At 29.2% G+C, this 18,907-nt stretch carries 15 protein-coding genes; 11 read left to right on the forward strand and 4 right to left on the reverse strand.

Features of this window, described 5'->3' with window-relative positions; genetic code table 11:
• The first annotated feature begins 120 nt into the window (after positions 1-120).
• The 11 genes from EYW44_RS00945 (at position 121) to EYW44_RS00995 (ending at position 12,367) form a co-directional block, all read left to right on the forward strand.
• Positions 121-846, forward strand: coding sequence for a class I SAM-dependent methyltransferase (locus tag EYW44_RS00945; protein ID WP_132721471.1), 726 nt, complete (start codon positions 121-123; stop codon positions 844-846).
• Positions 846-1,556, forward strand: coding sequence for a ZIP family metal transporter (locus tag EYW44_RS00950; protein WP_132721473.1), 711 nt, complete (start codon positions 846-848; stop codon positions 1,554-1,556). The genes EYW44_RS00945 and EYW44_RS00950 overlap by 1 nt, the downstream gene beginning before the upstream one ends.
• Before the next feature lie 205 nt (positions 1,557-1,761).
• Entirely contained in the window at positions 1,762-2,712 is a 951-nt protein-coding gene (locus EYW44_RS00955; RefSeq protein ID WP_132721475.1) for a hypothetical protein, read from the forward strand.
• Positions 2,713-2,732: 20 nt separating this feature from the next.
• Positions 2,733-4,616 carry a sensor histidine kinase gene (locus EYW44_RS00960; RefSeq protein WP_132721477.1) on the forward strand — a complete coding sequence of 628 codons (1,884 nt, stop codon included), beginning with the start codon at positions 2,733-2,735 and terminating at the stop codon, positions 4,614-4,616.
• A 57-nt stretch (positions 4,617-4,673) separates the two neighbouring features.
• A complete protein-coding gene (locus tag EYW44_RS00965; protein ID WP_165872128.1) occupies positions 4,674-5,315 on the forward strand; it encodes a response regulator in 642 nt (213 codons plus the stop codon).
• A 70-nt stretch (positions 5,316-5,385) separates the two neighbouring features.
• Positions 5,386-6,573 carry a tRNA 2-thiouridine(34) synthase MnmA gene (gene mnmA / locus EYW44_RS00970; RefSeq protein WP_132721479.1) on the forward strand — a complete coding sequence of 396 codons (1,188 nt, stop codon included), beginning with the start codon at positions 5,386-5,388 and terminating at the stop codon, positions 6,571-6,573.
• Between the two features lie 37 nt (positions 6,574-6,610).
• Positions 6,611-8,245, forward strand: a complete 1,635-nt coding sequence (locus EYW44_RS00975) for a S8 family serine peptidase (protein WP_132721481.1) — start codon at positions 6,611-6,613, stop codon at positions 8,243-8,245.
• A gap of 5 nt (positions 8,246-8,250) precedes the next feature.
• Positions 8,251-9,012: a hypothetical protein gene (locus tag EYW44_RS00980; RefSeq protein WP_132721483.1), complete on the forward strand. Its 762-nt coding sequence runs from the start codon at positions 8,251-8,253 to the stop codon at positions 9,010-9,012.
• 13 nt (positions 9,013-9,025) lie between these two features.
• A complete protein-coding gene (locus tag EYW44_RS00985; protein ID WP_132721485.1) occupies positions 9,026-9,958 on the forward strand; it encodes an NAD(P)H-dependent flavin oxidoreductase in 933 nt (310 codons plus the stop codon).
• Positions 9,959-10,187: 229 nt separating this feature from the next.
• A complete protein-coding gene (locus EYW44_RS00990; protein ID WP_165872129.1) occupies positions 10,188-10,874 on the forward strand; it encodes a phosphatase PAP2 family protein in 687 nt (228 codons plus the stop codon).
• Complete coding sequence (locus tag EYW44_RS00995) at positions 10,874-12,367, forward strand: ArnT family glycosyltransferase (RefSeq protein WP_132721489.1); 1,494 nt, start codon at positions 10,874-10,876, stop codon at positions 12,365-12,367. Before EYW44_RS00990 ends, EYW44_RS00995 begins: the two co-directional genes overlap by 1 nt.
• A gap of 126 nt (positions 12,368-12,493) precedes the next feature.
• On the opposite strand, the gene EYW44_RS01000 is transcribed toward EYW44_RS00995, so the two are convergent.
• From EYW44_RS01000 to EYW44_RS01015, 4 genes are all read right to left on the reverse strand, one after another.
• Entirely contained in the window at positions 12,494-13,972 is a 1,479-nt protein-coding gene (locus EYW44_RS01000; RefSeq protein WP_132721491.1) for a glycosyltransferase family 39 protein, read from the reverse strand.
• Positions 13,965-14,642, reverse strand: a complete 678-nt coding sequence (gene trmD / locus EYW44_RS01005; RefSeq protein ID WP_132721493.1) for a tRNA (guanosine(37)-N1)-methyltransferase TrmD — start codon at positions 14,640-14,642, stop codon at positions 13,965-13,967. The genes EYW44_RS01000 and trmD overlap by 8 nt, the downstream gene beginning before the upstream one ends.
• 54 nt (positions 14,643-14,696) lie before the next feature.
• Positions 14,697-15,971, reverse strand: coding sequence for a hypothetical protein (locus EYW44_RS01010; RefSeq protein ID WP_132721495.1), 1,275 nt, complete (start codon positions 15,969-15,971; stop codon positions 14,697-14,699).
• 121 nt (positions 15,972-16,092) lie between these two features.
• Positions 16,093-18,870: an alpha-amylase family glycosyl hydrolase gene (locus EYW44_RS01015; protein ID WP_132721497.1), complete on the reverse strand. Its 2,778-nt coding sequence runs from the start codon at positions 18,868-18,870 to the stop codon at positions 16,093-16,095.
• Positions 18,871-18,907 lie beyond the last annotated feature (37 nt).

Raw genomic sequence — 18,907 nt, forward strand, 5'->3', positions numbered from 1 at the left:
TTAAATTGTTTTTGAGGTATTAAAAGTATTTTTTAGAAGTGTATTATTTGATCTTAAAATTTATAATCTTTTAATATTCACAAAATGTAAGTTTTCACTACTTTTGCGACCTTAATACTTATGGAAACAAAAGATTGGTTTACTTCTTGGTTTGACACACCATACTATCATGTGTTGTATAAGCACAGAAACGATGCAGATGCTCAGTTGTTTATGAAAAATATTACAAGGTTTTTGAATCTTGATACAACAGCACATATTGCAGATGTACCTTGCGGAAAAGGAAGACATTCTATTTATTTAAATTCTTTAGGGTATACAGTTACTGGTGGAGATTTAAGTAAAAATAGTATTGCACATGCTAAAAAATTTGAAAATGATAAGTTGCATTTTGAAGTTTGGGACATGCGTAAGTCTATTGAAAATAAGTATGACGCTGTTTTTAATTTATTTACAAGCTTTGGATATTTTGAAGATGATGCTGAAGACCTTTCAGTGTTAAAGGGAATGAAAAGCGGTTTAAAAGAGGATGCTTTTTTAGTGGTTGACTTTTTAAATGTGATAAAAACACAGCAAAATTTAGTTAAAGAGGAAGTTAAAGAAATTGAAGGAATTGAATTTCACATTAAAAGAGAAATAAAAGATGGTTTTATTTTAAAGCATATTTCTTTTTTTGCTGATGACAGACAACATAATTATACTGAAAAGGTAAAGTTTTTGGATTTTAATAAGATGCAACGTTACTTTACTGAAGCTGGTTTGACTATTGTTGAGGTTTTTGGTGATTATAATTTAACTCCGTTTGACGAACAAAATTCTAATCGCTTAATAATTGTAGCAAAATAATGAGTTATATACTTTTAATTTTATCGGTTTTAGTTGGAGCTTTATTTGTATTGATAGCTAAACCTAAAAATAAAATGTATACACAATTACTGTTAGCATTTAGTGGATCTTATTTGCTATCTGTTACAGTTTTGCATTTACTTCCTGAAGTATATTCAAACGACCATGGGCACAGTCATGCACATGAGCATGGTCAACATAATATTATTGGAATTCTAATTTTAGTCGGAATTTTAATTCAGTCAGTTTTAGAGTCTTTTTCAAAAGGGGCAGAGCATGGACATGTACATATTCACTCAGATTCTAGAAAATCTGCTTGGTTATTGTTTATTAGTTTATGTTTGCACGCTTTTTCTGAAGGATTACCTATTCACGATACAGATCAAAAATTGCTATGGGCAATTATTGTACATAAAGTACCCATAGCAATTGTGCTTACTTCATTTTTTATACTTTCTAAATATTCTAAGAGAAATGCTTTTATTTTCTTATTTATATTTAGTTTAATGAGTCCGTTAGGTTATTATTTAGGTAATAACGTTACTTGGTTTATTAAAAATCATCACGAAATTACAGCACTTACCATTGGTATTTTCTTACACATTTCTACTGTTATCTTATTTGAAAGCTCAGAAAATCATAGGTTTGATATTAAAAAGTTTGTGGTAGTTGTGCTAGGTATTCTATTGACGCTTTTTACTATTCACTAGAGTCCTTCTTATTCTTTTTTATTTAAGGAAATCTTTATTTTATTGTTATTTATTGATGTAATCATTGTGTTGATTGATGATTTCTTATGTTTTCTCGTTTTTATACCTATATTTAGGGAGGAATAAATACCTATTTGTAGGTATGATTCCCCTTTTTATTACCTATTAAATTTGAAATCAAAATGAAAATATAAAATCAATCATTATGCACGAAAATTTACAAACTACAATTTCACTTAATCCTAATCAAAACAAATCTAAAAAAGGAAAACCGGAACAAAATAACCAATGGCAAACTTTAGGAGGAGGGGTTAGATATGGAACGTTCTTTTTAATTTATGGAAATTTCAGAGACAATAGAAGAGGAAAAAAAGAAGGTATATTTGTGCCTACTCATTGTGATTTGTATATACAAAATTATCATGGAGATGTAACAATAGGATTTGATAAAAGTAAAGAAATTACATTTGAGTTGATGTATCATCCTTTGATGAAAGAGTTTGTTTATACAATGTCTATTAATCTAAAAGCATTGTGTGGAGAAACTTTTGTTTTGGATAAGGAAATAATAATGAAAACTAAAACAATAGAGGATTTTAATGTTAAAGTAAATGATGTAAACTTAAAATCAAAAGAGAGTTTAGTTGATTCTTTACAAGGGATTCAAAACAATACTTGTATTGTACTTGATATAAAATTTGATGATTTAAAAGGGGTTAAAATTCAATATGAGGATGGTAGTTCTTCATCAGTTTTTGATGATGGTAATGCTAATAGCCCTTTTATAGATGGACATCGTTTTTATAGAGAAGGTTCTAATTTATTGGTTAGAAAATTTGATTTTCATTCAAAATTTAAAGTAAAGGAAGAAACGGGGTTAACTTCAGATCAACTTAGGCGAGCATATAATCCAAAAGATGAAGATTACAAAGAAAACCCTGAATTAATTAATGAAAGTATTGGCAATTTTGGTTTTAATAAAGATTTTGCAGGAACTTTATTAGAAAAAGAAAATGAAATAAAGGAGTTTTATTTCTTTAAATCAGGAATTAAATTTGATCCAAGAAGAACAGGTTATTATCAGGGTATACCAAAAGTAAATAATATAATAGTAGATCTTGGTTGTAATCCTAGTGTAATAAGAGTTTTACTGTGATAAAAAGAATATTTTTTTTTATGATTATTTTATTTTGTAAAGTAATCATTGGTCAAAATAAAAAGCTGAATGATTTGGATTCAGTTTTTTATTTTTTAAAATCAATTAATTATGAGAAAGCCAAAGAAAAATTAGAGGAGCTTGAAAGAGAGAGCCTAAATAAAGAGTTAATCACAGAAATTAACACATTGATTTATTTTTCTTCTAATTTAGGTGTTCAAAAAAAATCAGAAGAAGAAACAAATTATAAATTAGTTTTAAAAGATGATGAATTTTTAAACTCATTAAAGCTTTTAAATAATGGCTTGTTTCATTTCTATTATAAGAGAAATTTTGATTCAGAAGCTATAAAGTCATTGAATTTAAGCTTAAAGAAGATTAATAGCATAGGGTATTCACCTTTAAAGAAAGAGATTCTGAAGACCATTTTGGAATATCAAGCAAGATATTTTACAACTTATGATGATTTATATAAATCAACATTAGAAGAGTTGGAATCAATAAGTGATGATGTAATTGACAAGAACATTAGTGATTACTACAAGTTCTTTTTTATTAGGAGGAATAGTAGTCAAGAGTTTGAAAACAAGTCAGATGTAATATATTATGAAAGATTGATTAATAAAAAAATACCAAATTTTTATAAAGGGAATATTTACAAGCATATTGCTATTCATTATCAATATACAAAAGAGTATAACAAAGCAATACCGTATTATAGAAAAGCTCTTAATTTTTATGATGAATATGATAATGGTAGATATATAGAAAAAAATATTTCCACTGAAATTAGTTTTGCTGTATTAAATTTTAAAATGAAGAAATTTAATATTGCAATGAATCTTTTAAATAAAATAAAGATTAATAATTTAAAAGGTAAGTTGATAGATTGGAATATGACTTATTATACCTTTTGGAAATCTAGAGTTTATCGTGATTTAAATAAAATTGATAGCGCACATTATTATTTGGATAAAAGTTTTTTTCTGAATATGGCATTAAATCAAGAAAAACATATTGATGAAATTTCAAATATGAGTATTAAATACCAAACAGAAAAAAAAGAAAAACAAATATTAATAGAACAGCAAGAAAAAAAGAGAAATAGGAATCTCTTTTACGGAACGTCAATCCTATTAATACTAGGAGGAACAATAGCTTATTTAAATCTAAAAAACTCTAGAAAAAAGCGTTTGCTAGCAGAGCAACAAAAAGAGCTAGAAAAGCAAAAGAATCTTACTTTAATAAAAGAACAAGAGATTCATACAATTAATGCAATGATAGACGGACAAGAAAAAGAACGGATTAGAATTGCAGAGGATTTACATGATAATATTGGTAGCGTACTAGCAACCTTAAAATTGCATTTTGAAAATTTAAAATTGAACCGAGAGAAAAAACACTTCAATCAAGAGGAATTATACAATAAAACTGAAAAATTGATTGATGAAACCTATTTAAAAGTCCGAAGTATTGCGCATGCAAAAAATGCTGGAGTAATAGCCAATCAAGGATTGTTAGTAGCCATTAAAATTATGGCAGAAAAAATATCAGCAGCAAATCAAATAAAGATTTATGTAGTTGATTATGGATTGGATAATAGACTAGAAAATAGTATGGAAATTACTGTGTTTAGGATTATTCAAGAACTAACTACTAACATAATTAAACATGCAAATGCATCTGAAGCAACGATTAATATTTCTCAGTTTGATAATTCGTTAAACATCATAATAGAAGATGATGGGAAAGGATTTGATGTTGAAAACACCACATTTAAAAGCGGAATAGGAATAGCATCCATTCAAAAAAGAATACAACATTTACAAGGAACATTTCAAATAGATTCAACCTTAGAAAAAGGAACTTCAATTATTATTAATATTCCAATTATGAATACCTAACTATAAGTAGCTTTTCAGTAGATTCTATTTGTATATTTGAGTAAAAGACACGACAATATGATTACAATAGCAATGGCAGAAGACCATCAAATGCTAATTGATGGAGTAAAATCATTTTTTGAATATGACGAACATATCAATATTATAGGAACTGTAAACAATGGTGAAGATTTAGTAAAGTTAGTATCATTAAAACAGCCTAAATTAGTAATTACAGATATTCGAATGCCTAAAATGGATGGTATACAAGCCACCAAAGCTATTAAAACAAAATATCCTCACATAAGAGTACTGGCATTAACAATGTTTGATCAACCAGAGGCGATAAAACAGATGTTAGATGTGGGAGCATCAGGATATTTACTGAAAAATTCAGGTATTAAAATGCTTTCTAAAGCAATTGTAACAGTGGCTAACGGCGAAACATTCTTCGATCCCAATGTGGCATTTAACTTTATGAACGATTATATTGATAAAAAAGTAACCATTGGAACATCAGAAAAAGTAGTATTATCTAACCGAGAAAAAGAAATTCTTCAACTAATAGCAAATGGTCAAACTTCAAAAGAAATTGCTGAAAATTTATTTATAGCTAAAACAACGGTTGATACCCATCGAAAAAACATGATTCGTAAGCTAAAATTGAATAGTGGAAATGAGTTGGTGAAGTATGCGATAGATAAAAAATATAGCTTTTAAAACAGATATAAATTCGATACAAATTATTTGAAAAGGTATTCGTAAATTTGCAGACTAATTTATATTGAATATGAAACGAGTTGTTGTAGGTCTTTCAGGAGGTGTTGACAGTAGTGTAACTGCATATTTATTAAAAGAGCAAGGGTATGAGGTAATAGGATTGTTTATGAAGAATTGGCATGACGATTCTGTAACAATTTCTGATGAATGTCCTTGGTTAGAAGATAGTAATGATGCTATGATTGTGGCTGATAAACTTGGAATTCCTTTTCAAACAGTTGATTTAAGTGAACAATACAAAGAACGTATTGTAGATTATATGTTTGATGAATATGAGAAGGGGAGAACTCCTAATCCTGATGTACTTTGTAACAGAGAAATTAAGTTTGATGTTTTTATGGATATTGCTCTTAGTTTAGGTGCTGATTATGTTGCTACAGGACACTATTGTAGAAAGGAAGAGGAAATTATTGACGGTAAACCTGTATATAAATTATTAGCTGGTAAGGACAATAACAAAGATCAATCATATTTTTTATGTCAATTATCGCAAGAACAATTGGCAAAAGCATTGTTTCCTATTGGTGAATTAACAAAACCAGAAGTAAGAGAACTTGCTAAAGAAGCTGATTTAATTACTGCAGAGAAAAAAGATTCGCAAGGATTGTGTTTTATAGGTAAAGTACGTTTACCAGATTTTTTACAACAAAAGTTACAACCTAAAGAAGGAGAAATAGTTCAAATACCAAGTACGTTTGAGGATTACAACAAAATGTTACCAAGTTTTGACTCTAAAGAAAGCGAATTAGCCTACAAAGCTAAAAAATATAGTTACGCTGTTGCAGATGGTAAAGTAGTAGGTAAGCATCAAGGAGCGCATTATTTTACGAAAGGCCAGCGAAAAGGATTGGCTGTTGGTGGAACAAAAGAGCCTTTGTTTGTGATAGAAACTGATGTAAATGAAAATGTAATTTATACAGGTGAAGGAAAAGCGCATAAAGGTTTATACAGAAATGTGTTATTTGTATCTAATGAAGAATTACATTGGGTTAGAGAAGATATCGCTTTACAAACAGGGGAAACGATGGAAGTAGAGGGAAGAATTCGTTATCGTCAGAAATTAGAACAAGCAACGTTACACAAAGTAGAGAGCGGTTTATATGTAGAGTTTGAAAATGCACAATCAGCAATTCAAGAAGGACAATTTGTAGCTTGGTATAAAAATGAGGAGCTTTTAGGTTCAGGAGTTATTTCTTAATGCTTATATTTAAGATTTAATCTTAAATCAACCTTCAATGAAAAAAACAATTACTTTACTTGTATTTTTATTAAGTATTCAAATTTTTGCACAAGAAGATGCTTGGATTTTCTTAAAAGATAAACCAAGTGCCTCAACGTTTATGGCAAATCCGTTAACCATGTTAACGCAACGAGCTTTAGATAGAAGAACTAAACAATCTATAGCCTTAGATGAAAAAGATGTACCAGTAGAAGTTACATATTATAATCAAATAAAGAGTGCATCAGGCATTACCGCTTTAGCAAAATCTAGATGGTTAAATGCAATTCATGTTCAAGGAGCAAAGGCAGATATTGATAATTTATTAACTAATTTTTCTTTTGTAGAAAAAATAGAATTTGCCAACAGAGCATTAAGTGCAAGAGGCACTGTAACTAAAAATAGTCAACGTAAAAAGCATCAACATCAAAATAAATTTGAGAATTCAGCAACTACTTTTAATTATGGTAATGCTAAGAATCAAATAGAAATGTTGAAAGGAGAAACGTTACATCAAAAAGGATTTACAGGAAACAATATGCATATAGCTGTTATTGATGCAGGTTTTCCGAATGTAAACACATTAGAAGCTTTTAAAAGATTACGAGATAATAATCAGATTTTAGGAGGTTATGACTTTGTAAATAGAAATGATAATTTTTACGGAGCTCACAATCATGGTACTAATGTTTTATCTGATATTGGGGCTTATTTAGACGGAGATTTTATTGGTACGGCTCCAGATGCTTCTTTTTATTTATTTAGAACAGAAGATGCTGCAAGAGAAGTGCCTTTAGAAGAAAGTTTATGGGTGGAAGCAGCAGAAAGAGCTGATAGTTTAGGAGTAGATGTAATAAACAGTTCTTTAGGGTATACTACGTTTGATAATTCAAATTACAGCTATACTTATGATGATATGGATGGTAAAACTACTTTTATAACTAGAGGAGCTGAAATTGGAGTTTCTAGAGGAATGATTATTGTAAACTCAGCAGGTAATTCAGGAAGTTCAGCTTGGAGATATATGGGAGCACCATCTGATGCCCCTAGTGTATTTTCAATAGGAGCAGTGAATGCTTCTGGTACAATTGCATCTTTTAGTTCTTTTGGTCCAACTTCTGATGGTAGAGTAAAACCAGATGTGTTAGCTCATGGACAAAATGTATATGTGATAGATCATATTTCTGGAAATGCAAGAACTTCTAACGGAACTTCTTTTTCTTCACCAGTAATGGCAGGTGTAATTGCTTGTTTTTGGCAAGCTTTTCCTGATTTAACAAATATGGAAATTATGCAGAAGATTAGAGAATCTGCAGATAGATATACCAATCCAACTGATCAACATGGATATGGAATTCCTAATTTTGATAAAGCATATTCTGAGACGCTTTCTGTAAATGATGTAGCAGATTTTGGTGGATTTAAAGTATTTCCGAATCCTGTTAAAAACACTTTCACATTACAATTAAACAATACCGATTCTTCTGAGGCTTTAGATGTTGTTATTTATTCAGTTTTAGGAAAAGAGTTATTGAACATTAAAAATGCAACTGCTAAAGAAATTGATATAACTTCTTTTAACAGTGGATTATATTTAGTAAAAACATCAAAAGGAAATCAGCATAAAATAGTTAAGTTGATTAAAGAGTAAATTGAATGAAAATTAAGAATAAAGAAGATGTAAAGGATTTAGATAGAAAGATAAAAGATGAATTGGGGATTGATATTTCAAAATACAAAAATGAAAAAGTTATCTCCAATTTTGTAGAATTATTTTTATTACCACAGTACATTGTAAGCTGGGTTATTCGTCCTGTTTTATTTTCTTTATTCTTATATTTTTTTGGTTTTTATTCATTAAAACTAGTTCATATAGAATATATCATCTATGCTGTAGTAGGTTTAGTACTGTTCTTTTTAACAGGAATATTATCTGGTATTATACTATTACTGTTTAAAATGAAAATGGATATTTTAAAAATATCTAATTATTCTTTGGAGATTATGAAATTGGCGATTAAAGATTTATCAAACACTAAAAGCCAAATAACCAGTGAAAATAGAGGGTATGTTTTTTCTTTATTATTTAAAGGAATATTACATATAGTTACCATACCTATTTTAACTCATGCTGTCACTGATAAAATACCTTTAATTGGTGGTTTCTTCGGAAAAATAATTAGAAAAGTATTAATTTTTATATCGGATAAAATAGATTTTAAAGAAGTAGAAGTAAGTCATATTTCAGAAGAAGAAGGAACAGATACAATTGATTCTTATATAGAAAACATTAATTTTGGCTCAGAAAGTTTAGAGAAGCTAGTTAGTTTTTCTTTTAAAGTGGTTAAGTTACCAGTATTTTTATTGTTTACAGCTTGCCTCTTAATTTTAATCTTTTTTATTTATATCATCAACTAATTAAAAACATATTTTGACAAATAAAATCACAGAACTTTTTAATATAGAATATCCAATAGTTCAAGGAGGAATGATTTGGGTTTCTGGGTGGAAATTAGCTTCAGCTGTTTCTAATGCTGGTGGATTAGGTTTAATTGGAGCAGGATCAATGTATCCAGATGTTTTAAGAGAACATATCCAAAAATGTAAAAAAGCAACAGATAAGCCATTCGGAGTTAATGTACCAATGTTGTATCCAGATATTGAGCAAATAATGGATATCATCGTTGAAGAAGGAGTGAAAATTGTTTTTACTTCTGCAGGAAACCCTAAAACATGGACTTCTTTTTTAAAGGAAAAAGGTATTACAGTAGTTCATGTGGTTAGTTCTGTAAAATTTGCTTTAAAAGCAGAAGCAGCTGGTGTAGATGCTGTTGTTTGTGAAGGTTTTGAAGCTGGTGGACATAACGGAAGAGAGGAAACCACAACTTTTACGCTTATTCCAATGGTTAAAGATCAGGTAAAGATACCTGTGATTGCTGCTGGAGGAATAGGATCGGGTAGAGGAATGCTTGCAGCAATGGTTTTAGGTGCTGATGCAGTTCAAATTGGTAGTCGTTTTGCAGCTACAGAAGAGTCTTCTGCGCATGCTAATTTTAAAGATACTATTGTAAATGTTAAAGACGGTGATACTTATTTAACATTAAAAGAATTAGCACCAGTACGTTTGGTTAGAAATAAGTTTTTTAAAGATGTTCAAGAGTTGTATCAACAAAATCCGACTATTGATGATTTAAAAACTCTTCTAGGAAGAGCAAGAGCTAAAAGAGGAATGTTTGAAGGGGATTTAGAGGAAGGAGAGTTAGAAATAGGACAAATTGCAGGATTAATTCACGAAATAAAACCAGCAAAACAAGTAGTTGAAGAGATTATTTCTGAATATAATACTGTGAAATCAAGTATATAAGTTTTTCCGTAAAGGTAAATTCTTAATTAAATAGAAGAGTAAAAAATTAATATTTATTGATTTTTTACTCTTTTTACTTTTATTAAGCCATCTTTAATAATGAAAGAATGTTTTTTAAAAAATTGTTGATTTACCGTTAAGCACTTCTTTTTTATTGTCTTTTATTTAATAGATAGTTTCAGTTTAATATAACTTGTGAAAATATATTTGGATGAAAAAATATTCAAATATGAAAACCTCAATTACACTTCCGTTAAAAAGAAAGACCAACTTTACATTTAGAAATCATATAAATGCATTAGCCAATTTTGCAAAAGGCATAAGAGAAGAAATAGTAGCTACTTATGCTATATTTTTCATAGCGTCTATTCTTTTGTTAATCTTTTTTAATAAAGCGGATTTACATTTATTCTTAAATACTTTTCATACCACTTTTTTAGATATATTTTTTAAATACACTACTTTTTTAGGTGATGGTGTTATGTTTGGCGTGTTAACAGTTGTTTTCTTTTTTGTAAAGCGAAAAATGTCTTATGTTTTTATGGTTGCTGGAGTGTTAACATTATTGGTAACTCATCTTTTTAAAAAGATAATTTTTAAAGGAATTCCAAGACCTCTAGGTCTTTTTGGTGAAGAACAATTGCATTTGGTAGAAGGAGTAAAAATGGCACTTTGGAATTCATTTCCTTCAGGACATACAATGACTGCTTTTGCTATTTTTGCTACACTTTGTTTGTATTTTAAAAATTGCTTTTCTCAATATTTATGGATTTTTTTAGCAGTGGTTGCTGGAGTTTCAAGAGTATATCTTTCTCAACATTTTTGGATAGATATTTTTGTAGGTTCATTTTTAGGAGTTTTAATCGCATTTGTAAGTATGGGAATATTTTTTCCTGAAAAAAGAAGAATTCATTAATGCAGTATAGCTACAAAGGTTTCGCTATAATAGTTATTGTTGTTAGCGTTTTATTCCGCTTTTTTTTAGCCACAAGTTTAGAGTTTGGTAACGATGAAGTGTATTATTGGTTGTATGCAAAATATCCAGCAATTAGTCATTTTGATCATCCTCCAATGGTTGGATTTTTTATTCAATTTTTTACATTGAATTTATATTTCGATTCAGAATTAGCAATTCGATTAGCTGCAATCATACCTTCAGGTATTAGTATGTATGTTGTTTTTTTGGTAGCTAATTATTTAAAAAATGAAAAAACTGGTTTTATAGCAGTTTTACTGTATGCTATTCATATTTATGGTTTTGTGATAGCAGGAACATTTATTTTACCAGATTCGCCTTTGGTTTTGTGTTGGTTGTTAGGTTTTTATTTTTTTATACAAGTATTACCTTATAATCCCAATGATGTATCAAAACTAAAACTCATAATTGGCTTTTTATTTTCAGGATGTGCTATTTATGCTAAATATCAGGCTGTTTTTTTATTATTTGGAGTCTTTTTATATGTGTTGTTATGTAATAGAAAATGGTTGAAAAACGTATTTTTTTATGTAGGATTTTTATTTCCTTTATTTTTTATGATTCTAATTTTCTATTGGAATTATGATAACGATTTTATTAGTTATAAGTTTCATGGAGATAGAGTGTCTTTATTTAGTTTTAAGTTTAATAAAGATTCGTTTTTAAGAGAAGCACTAGGGCAGTTTTTATATAACAATCCTTATGTAGTAATCATGTTTGTTTTATGTATGGTTGCTGTTTTTAAGAAACGTTTTCTGGTAGAAAAAAAGCAACTGTTTTTATTTTTATCAGTGTCAGTTCCATTGATTTTAACAACTATTTATTTGTCGTTGTTTAGAGATACTTTACCACATTGGTCTGGGGTTTCTTACATAACAATGTTACCTTTAATAGCTTTATTTATTGCTGAGAGAAAAAATATACAAAAGAAATTAGTGATAGGTGGAGTTAGTTTTTATACATTATTATTCATCACAGTTTTTGTAATTAATGAGGGTTTATTTTTACCAGAACAATCATCAATAGATAAGGAGAGTTTAGGAAGAAAAGATGTTTTGTTGGATATGTACGGATGGAAACAAGCATCTGAGAAATTAAGTTTGATCTTTAAAGAAAGAGAATTGAAAAGTTTTCCAATAATATCAAATCGTTGGTATCCTGCAGCTCACATAGATTATTATATAGCAAGACCAAATCATATGAATGTCTATGGTATAGGAGCCTTAAATGAAATTCATAAGTATTATTGGATCAATAAACAGCAATCATCGTCATTAGCAAAAGCTTTATTTATAACAGATAGTAGAAATTATATCGATCCAAGCGAGATGTACAAAAACGAATACAGTATTATAAATAGAGTAGAGGAGATTCCTATTGTTAGATCAGGTAAAGTGGTTAAATATGTTTTTTTATATCTATTAGAAAAGTAAAAATGCTCTTTTAATAATATAGGTATACTATGATGGTAAAACTATTCAAGGATGAAAAAGAAAAAGCTTGAAATCAAATTTCAAGCTTTTAAAGTTAGATTCTCTTAATTATGAATCATAATATTTTTAAGGTTTGGCTTTGTAGTTTTTACAATAATACACCCAAAACTTACGAATTTTTTTACCTTTTTCTGAAATAATAATTGGATCTAATTCAATATATTCTTCAAAATAATTTGATATCTCTGGAATAATTTGTTCTTTTTTGTTATCGTTTTTAAAACGTTTATCAGAATCTATAAAAAAAGCATTTTTACCATTTAAATCATTTAAATTATCACCTAAATAATCAAAATGTAACGCATGTAATCCAATAATATTAGAAGCATAAACCTTATCGTCCATAAAAAAGTTTAAAGCCGCAGATGTTTTATAACCATCATTGGAAAAAATAAAAGTATTAGGATATTTTTCTTGTAATACATCCATTTCATTAGCTAATTCTTCCCAACCTACCCAAGTATCATCACTTTTAATTGGAACCAAATAAAATAGTATTTGTAGACTTACAAGAAGGTGTAAAACCACAGAAAATATAACTTGATATTTTACGAATTTTTTACTGATAAAAATACTCCCTAATATAATTCCAGTAATGTAAGAAGGCATTAACCAGTTTAATTTTACCCAATATATTGGTGTAAGTGAAAAGAATCCTAAAAAAGTAGGAATAAAGAAAGCTAATAAAAATAATGTTTTGCTATTAGGTAACTTAAATGTTGTAAAAAAACGTTTTAAGTATTTAAAAGTAAAAAATATGAATATTACAAATAAGAAAGGCAACAATAAAAATAATTGATGACCAATTGCTCCAAAAAAGAATGAAGGAGAAATCTTAAATTTTGAAATGCTACTTGTTCTATTAGAAGATTGAAATAAGAATGATGCAAAATCATGTTGATAATTCCAATACCACACAGGGAAGGTAACCAATATTGATATGAAAATACTAGTCCATAACCAAGGTGATCGAATTAACTTTCTATATTTTTTTGAAAATACAACAAAGGCTAATAAGCCAAATTGAAGTAATAATGCCGTATACTTACTGTTAAAAGCGAGTCCCATGGCTACACCAGCATAAATCCAATACATGTTACGTTCTTCAAATATAGCTTTGTAAAGAAACAATACACTTAATGTCCAAAATAATAATAAGGGAACATCAGGTGTAGAGTTAAAAGACAATATTGATATGAAAAATGTAGAAGTTATTAATACAATTGCTTTGTTTAGTTTTTCGGTAGACAGAAAGTAACTACCTAATTTATAAAAACTAAATAGTGTAAGTGATGTAATTACAAAATCTGCAAGTTTTACAACAAAAACTGATTTACCAAATACGAATGTAAAAGAACGTAAAAGGTATCCAATCATACCAGGATGATCAAAATAAGACCAAGATAGATTTTCGCCATAAAAATGATAATAAGCATCTTGAGGCATTAAGCCCATAAAAGGAATCAATAAAAAACGAAATAATTGAAAACCTATAACAATGCTAATTGCTGGGTGTTTTTTAATAAGAGGTAAAAGCTTATTCATCTAGTAAGTCTGGTCTGATTTGTTTGGTACGCTCATAGGCTTTTTCAGTTCTCCATTCTTCAATTTTAGGAAAGTTTCCAGAAAGTAAAATTTCAGGAACTTTCATACCTTCATAGTCTGAAGGTCTTGTATATACTGGAGGAGACAAAAGGTTGTCTTGAAAGGAATCTGTTAAAGCAGAAGTTTCATCACCTAAAACACCAGGAATTAACCTTATAACAGCATCACATATTACAGCTGCCGCTAACTCGCCACCCGTTAATACATAATCACCAATAGAAATTTCTTTGGTTATATATTTATCTCTAACTCTTTGGTCAACACCTTTGTAATGACCTGTTAAGATAATGATGTTTTCTTTTAAAGATAAATGATTTGTTGTAGCTTGATTTAATGTTTGAGCATCAGGAGTTGTATATATGATTTCATCATAGGTACGTTCTGCTTGTAACTTTTCAATACACCTAGCAATTGGCTCTATCATTAACACCATTCCTGCGCCGCCACCAAACTGATAGTCATCTATTTGACGGTAATTGCCATGACCATATTCTCTTAAATTATGAAAATGCACTTCAGCTAATCCTTTTTCAATGGCTCTTTTCATCATTGAATTTTCAAAAGGACTTCTTAATAAATCAGGCTCTACAGTAATAATATCTATTCGCATGTTGCAAAAGTAGTGGATTTAATTTTAGAATTTTAAAATATAAAATTTTGTTGATTAGTTGTACCCTTTAACATCTCCCATGCTTAAAATTCCATTTTCTCCAAAAGTATGATTTGTAGGTAGTAAAGTACCACTTTCAGTAGTAATCCAATCTTTCCAAGTAGCAGAAACACCATCCATTTTCATACTAGGTACATACATTTTATAACTTTTTGGAATATAATTTTCATCTAAAATCCATAAATATGAATCTCCAGGAGTTGTTCCTCCCTGAGTATATTTTACTAGTAATGCTTCTTTACCATCTACTTTTTTAACGGTTCTAATAATGCCTGTTTCAAATAGTTTATGAGGTGCAACTAACCAAAAACTATCATTATTAAAATAACTTTCAGCCTTTTTTATAACTTCTTCATTTTTAGCAGCTGGTTTATTATTGTAAAACAGTGTACTTTTATCTAAGTTATCTGGATGTAAAATTACTTTAGTGCTATCCCATAAAACTTCAACAATATGATCTTTTTTATTCCATTTATAAGAACGTCTTCCACCAAAACTCCATTCTAAAAAGTTGGTTTTGTTATAAGCATCATGTTTGATTGCTTTTAAAATTTTATTAGCTAAGCCATCAGAAGTAGGATTGCTAGTTTTTACATCTCCCATATCGATTTCTAAACCAAATAAAGAAATTGAATGTTTAGTAGGAAGTTGAACACCAGAATTGGTTTGTTTCCAATCGTTCCAAGTAGCTTCAATTCCTCCAATAGGGATGATTCCTACCCACATTTTGTATGAAGTAGGGAAGCCGTTATCATCTAAAATCCATAAATACGAATCTCCAGGAGTACTACCTCCAGAAGTATAGGAAACAAGTAAGGCTTCTTTACCATTATAATTAACAATGCTTCTTTCCGTTCCTGCATCAAGTATTTTATGAGGAGCAACTAACCAAAAACTATCGTTATTAAAATAAGTAGTGGCTTTTTTAATTAGTTCAGATTCAGGTTTGTTATCTGGATTATTGATTACTTTGCTATTTTCTGAAGATCTAGTGTCTAAAGTAACTTTATTACCATTCCATGATACTTCAACTAAACTTTGTTGTTTATACCACTTGTAAAAATTAGTATCTCGAAAAGACCATTCTAAAACTTCTGTATTTTCATAAGCTTCATTATTAATAGCAGCTAACATTTTCTTAGCTAGTGTTTCAGCTTTTTCTCCCTTTTCACCAACCGGAAGTGGTTCGTTGTTGGCAAAGTAAAAAGCAGTAACGGCTACTATTAAAACTATTATGATTATTCCTAGAATTTTAAAAAATCTCTTCATCTATGTGTGTTTATAACTACAAAAATATCAAATTTTATATTGATGAGTAGTAGGAATTATTTAATAAAAAAAAGACCAACCAATGAAGGTTAGTCTTCTCTTTTGAAAGTTAAAATGGAATTTATTTTACAAGCAATTTTTTTGAAAACAAAGTTCTATTAGTCGTTCCTTTAATAAAATAAATACCTGATGATAAGTTATCTATTGAAAAAGAATGATTTTTGTTGTAGTTCCCAGAATAGCTTTTTATTTCTTTTCCTGAGATATTATAAATTACAATATCTTCAACATCTTTATTTAATGAGAAGAACTCACTTGAAGGATTTGGAAATAAAGTTAAATTATCAGTTTCGTTAATAAACTCATCAGTAGACAAAGTAACAGCAGCACTTCCGAAAACCTTAACTTCACCAGGTTGTAATAAAATAGTACCGTTGGCATTAGTAACATTTATAGTGTTTGTTTCATCTAATAAATCATACCAAGTACCTGTTTTTTGAAATGTAGGGTTTATATTTTGTTCAACGATATTGAAGTTACCTATAATAGTGATGTATTGTAAGTCATCAGTATTATCATCATTTATAAGTTGAATTTTCTTTAAACCAGTATTATCATCAACATCTAGTGTAAAATCTGAAGTTTTAAAAATTCCTTCTTGTTTTTTTAAAGCAATTAGTTTGGACCAAAGATTGTATACCGCTTTTCTTTCAGTAACGTTATCATATTGCCATAAAATAGGTTTGTTACCAGTACGACCATTTTGATCGATACTAATATCATACCCTAATTCACCAAATTGCCAAATCATTTTCGGTCCAGGAACTGTAAAATAAAAAGCACCTGCACTAGCAACTCTATTTAAAGCAGTATTTAAATCTCTAGCACTATAACTAGCATTTTGATTACCAAATTGTAGATTTTTGTACATTAAACGTTCTTCATCATGACTTTCCATGTAGGCAATGTTTGCTGGTACAGACCAACCTCTCTGCTTGTAATCAATCCAAGAAAAGTTAGATTTATTTGAATTATGGAATCCCATTGTTGTTTCGTTGTAATTAGAGTTTAAATTACTCCACATCATAATTCCTTTTCCTTCAGATAATCTATAATTAACCCATTCTGTTTCTTCAGTATTGGTTCCTAAGTGTTCAAAAATTACATAAAAATCATTGTCAACATCCCATTGATAATCTGCATATTCTTTTAAAACAGCAACTCTATCAGCTTGCATAGCATTTGTACAAGCGTCATCAGAAGCAGAGCAGTTTTGTGTAAATCCTTTGGTTAAATCCCATCTGAAACCATCAATTTTAAATTCTTCAATCCAATATTGAGTAGTTCTTTTTACATAATCTTTAGTAGCTTGTAAACTATGGTTAAAGTCGTTAAAAACATTAAAAGAATGTTTCGCTGTTTGATTGAAAAAAGGACTATCAGCAGTCGCAGTTCCTCCGTAATCACCATTTACAGTATTCCACATTCTGTAATATGGATTTTGTCCTGTAGCATGATTGTATACAACATCTAAAATTACAGCAATTCCTCTTTTATGACATTCATCAATTAGTTGTTTAAAAGCTTCTTTAGTACCATAATATTTATCTAAAGCCATATGAAATGATGGGTTGTATCCCCAAGATTCATTCCCGTCAAACTCACTAACAGGCATTAATTCAATAGCATTAATTCCCAAGGTTTCTAAATAATCTAATCTAGCTTTTAAAGCATCAAAACTATGTAAACTATCAAAATCGCGTAATAAAATTTCATAAATTACAAGATCTGTTTTTTCTGGTCTATCAAAGTTAGTAACCTGCCAGTTGAAAGGAGTTTCACCTGTTTTTAAAACTGTAACAGCATGATTTGTGCTTCCAGTTGGATATGTTGGTAAATCAGGATACGTTGTAGCGTTGATAAATTGATCGTTAGTTTCGGTAAGCACTAAAGTAGAGTAGGGATCTGCAACTCTTATTTCACCATCAATTAAATATTGATACATGTGATTGGTTTGTGGAGTTAATCCTGAAATTTCTATCCAAAAACGATCTTTGCTACTATCTTTTTTCATTAAGAAATTATCATCAATAGCCCAACTATTGAAATCTCCAATAACATGTACAAAATCTTTATTAGGAGCAAATAATACTAAAGTAGCTTTTGTATTATCAGAAGCATTAAAATTGATACCATCTTTTAAATTAGCAGGCAAAGCTTCTTCTACAATTGTTGGTTTCACTAATACTTTAAACGATTTAGATAAAGTTTCTGCACCGTTTACAGCTTCTAAAATAAAATCAGTTGTTTCAGTAATAGCAGCGCTATAGCTGTATGAAGTAGTACTGTTCTGAGTATCTACAGTAGTGCCATTTCCTTTTAATGTGAAGTTAGCAGCTAAACTTGTTGTAGCAGTAACATTAATTGTTTCACCAGAATTAATAATGGTAGTATTTTCTGTTGGAGCACTTACATTTAGTTGAAAAGCACCTACTTCATGAAAGTAATCTTGAGATTTTTTGTCTCCAGTACCATCTTTTGCTTTAATAAGCATACCAACACGACCAATACCAGTCCTATTGTAAAAAGTAGTTGGTGTAAGAGTTATTGAATGAGTTCCATCACCATTATTTGTTAGTTTATGTGCTTCATTAGAATTGGTCCATGAACCATTGTTTGGTGCATCCACGACATTTTCATCATTAATGTCATAAGACCAAGTCCATAAATAAATATCAGAAACACCCCATGTTGTAGTGTTTATATTACTAACAGTTATTGTAATAGCGTCATCTTCATTAAATGTACTTGGCGCAACTGAAAAAGTAACAGTTTGCTGTTGTGCATAAGTGAGAATGCTCCCCAATAATAAGAATAATATTGTTGTAAATTTTTTCATGTTTGAATAATTAAAAAAACTATTCTATCTACTAATT

The sequence above is a fragment of the Tenacibaculum sp. M341 genome, from assembly GCF_004337695.1.
In the GTDB taxonomy this organism is placed as follows: Bacteria; Bacteroidota; Bacteroidia; order Flavobacteriales; family Flavobacteriaceae; genus Polaribacter.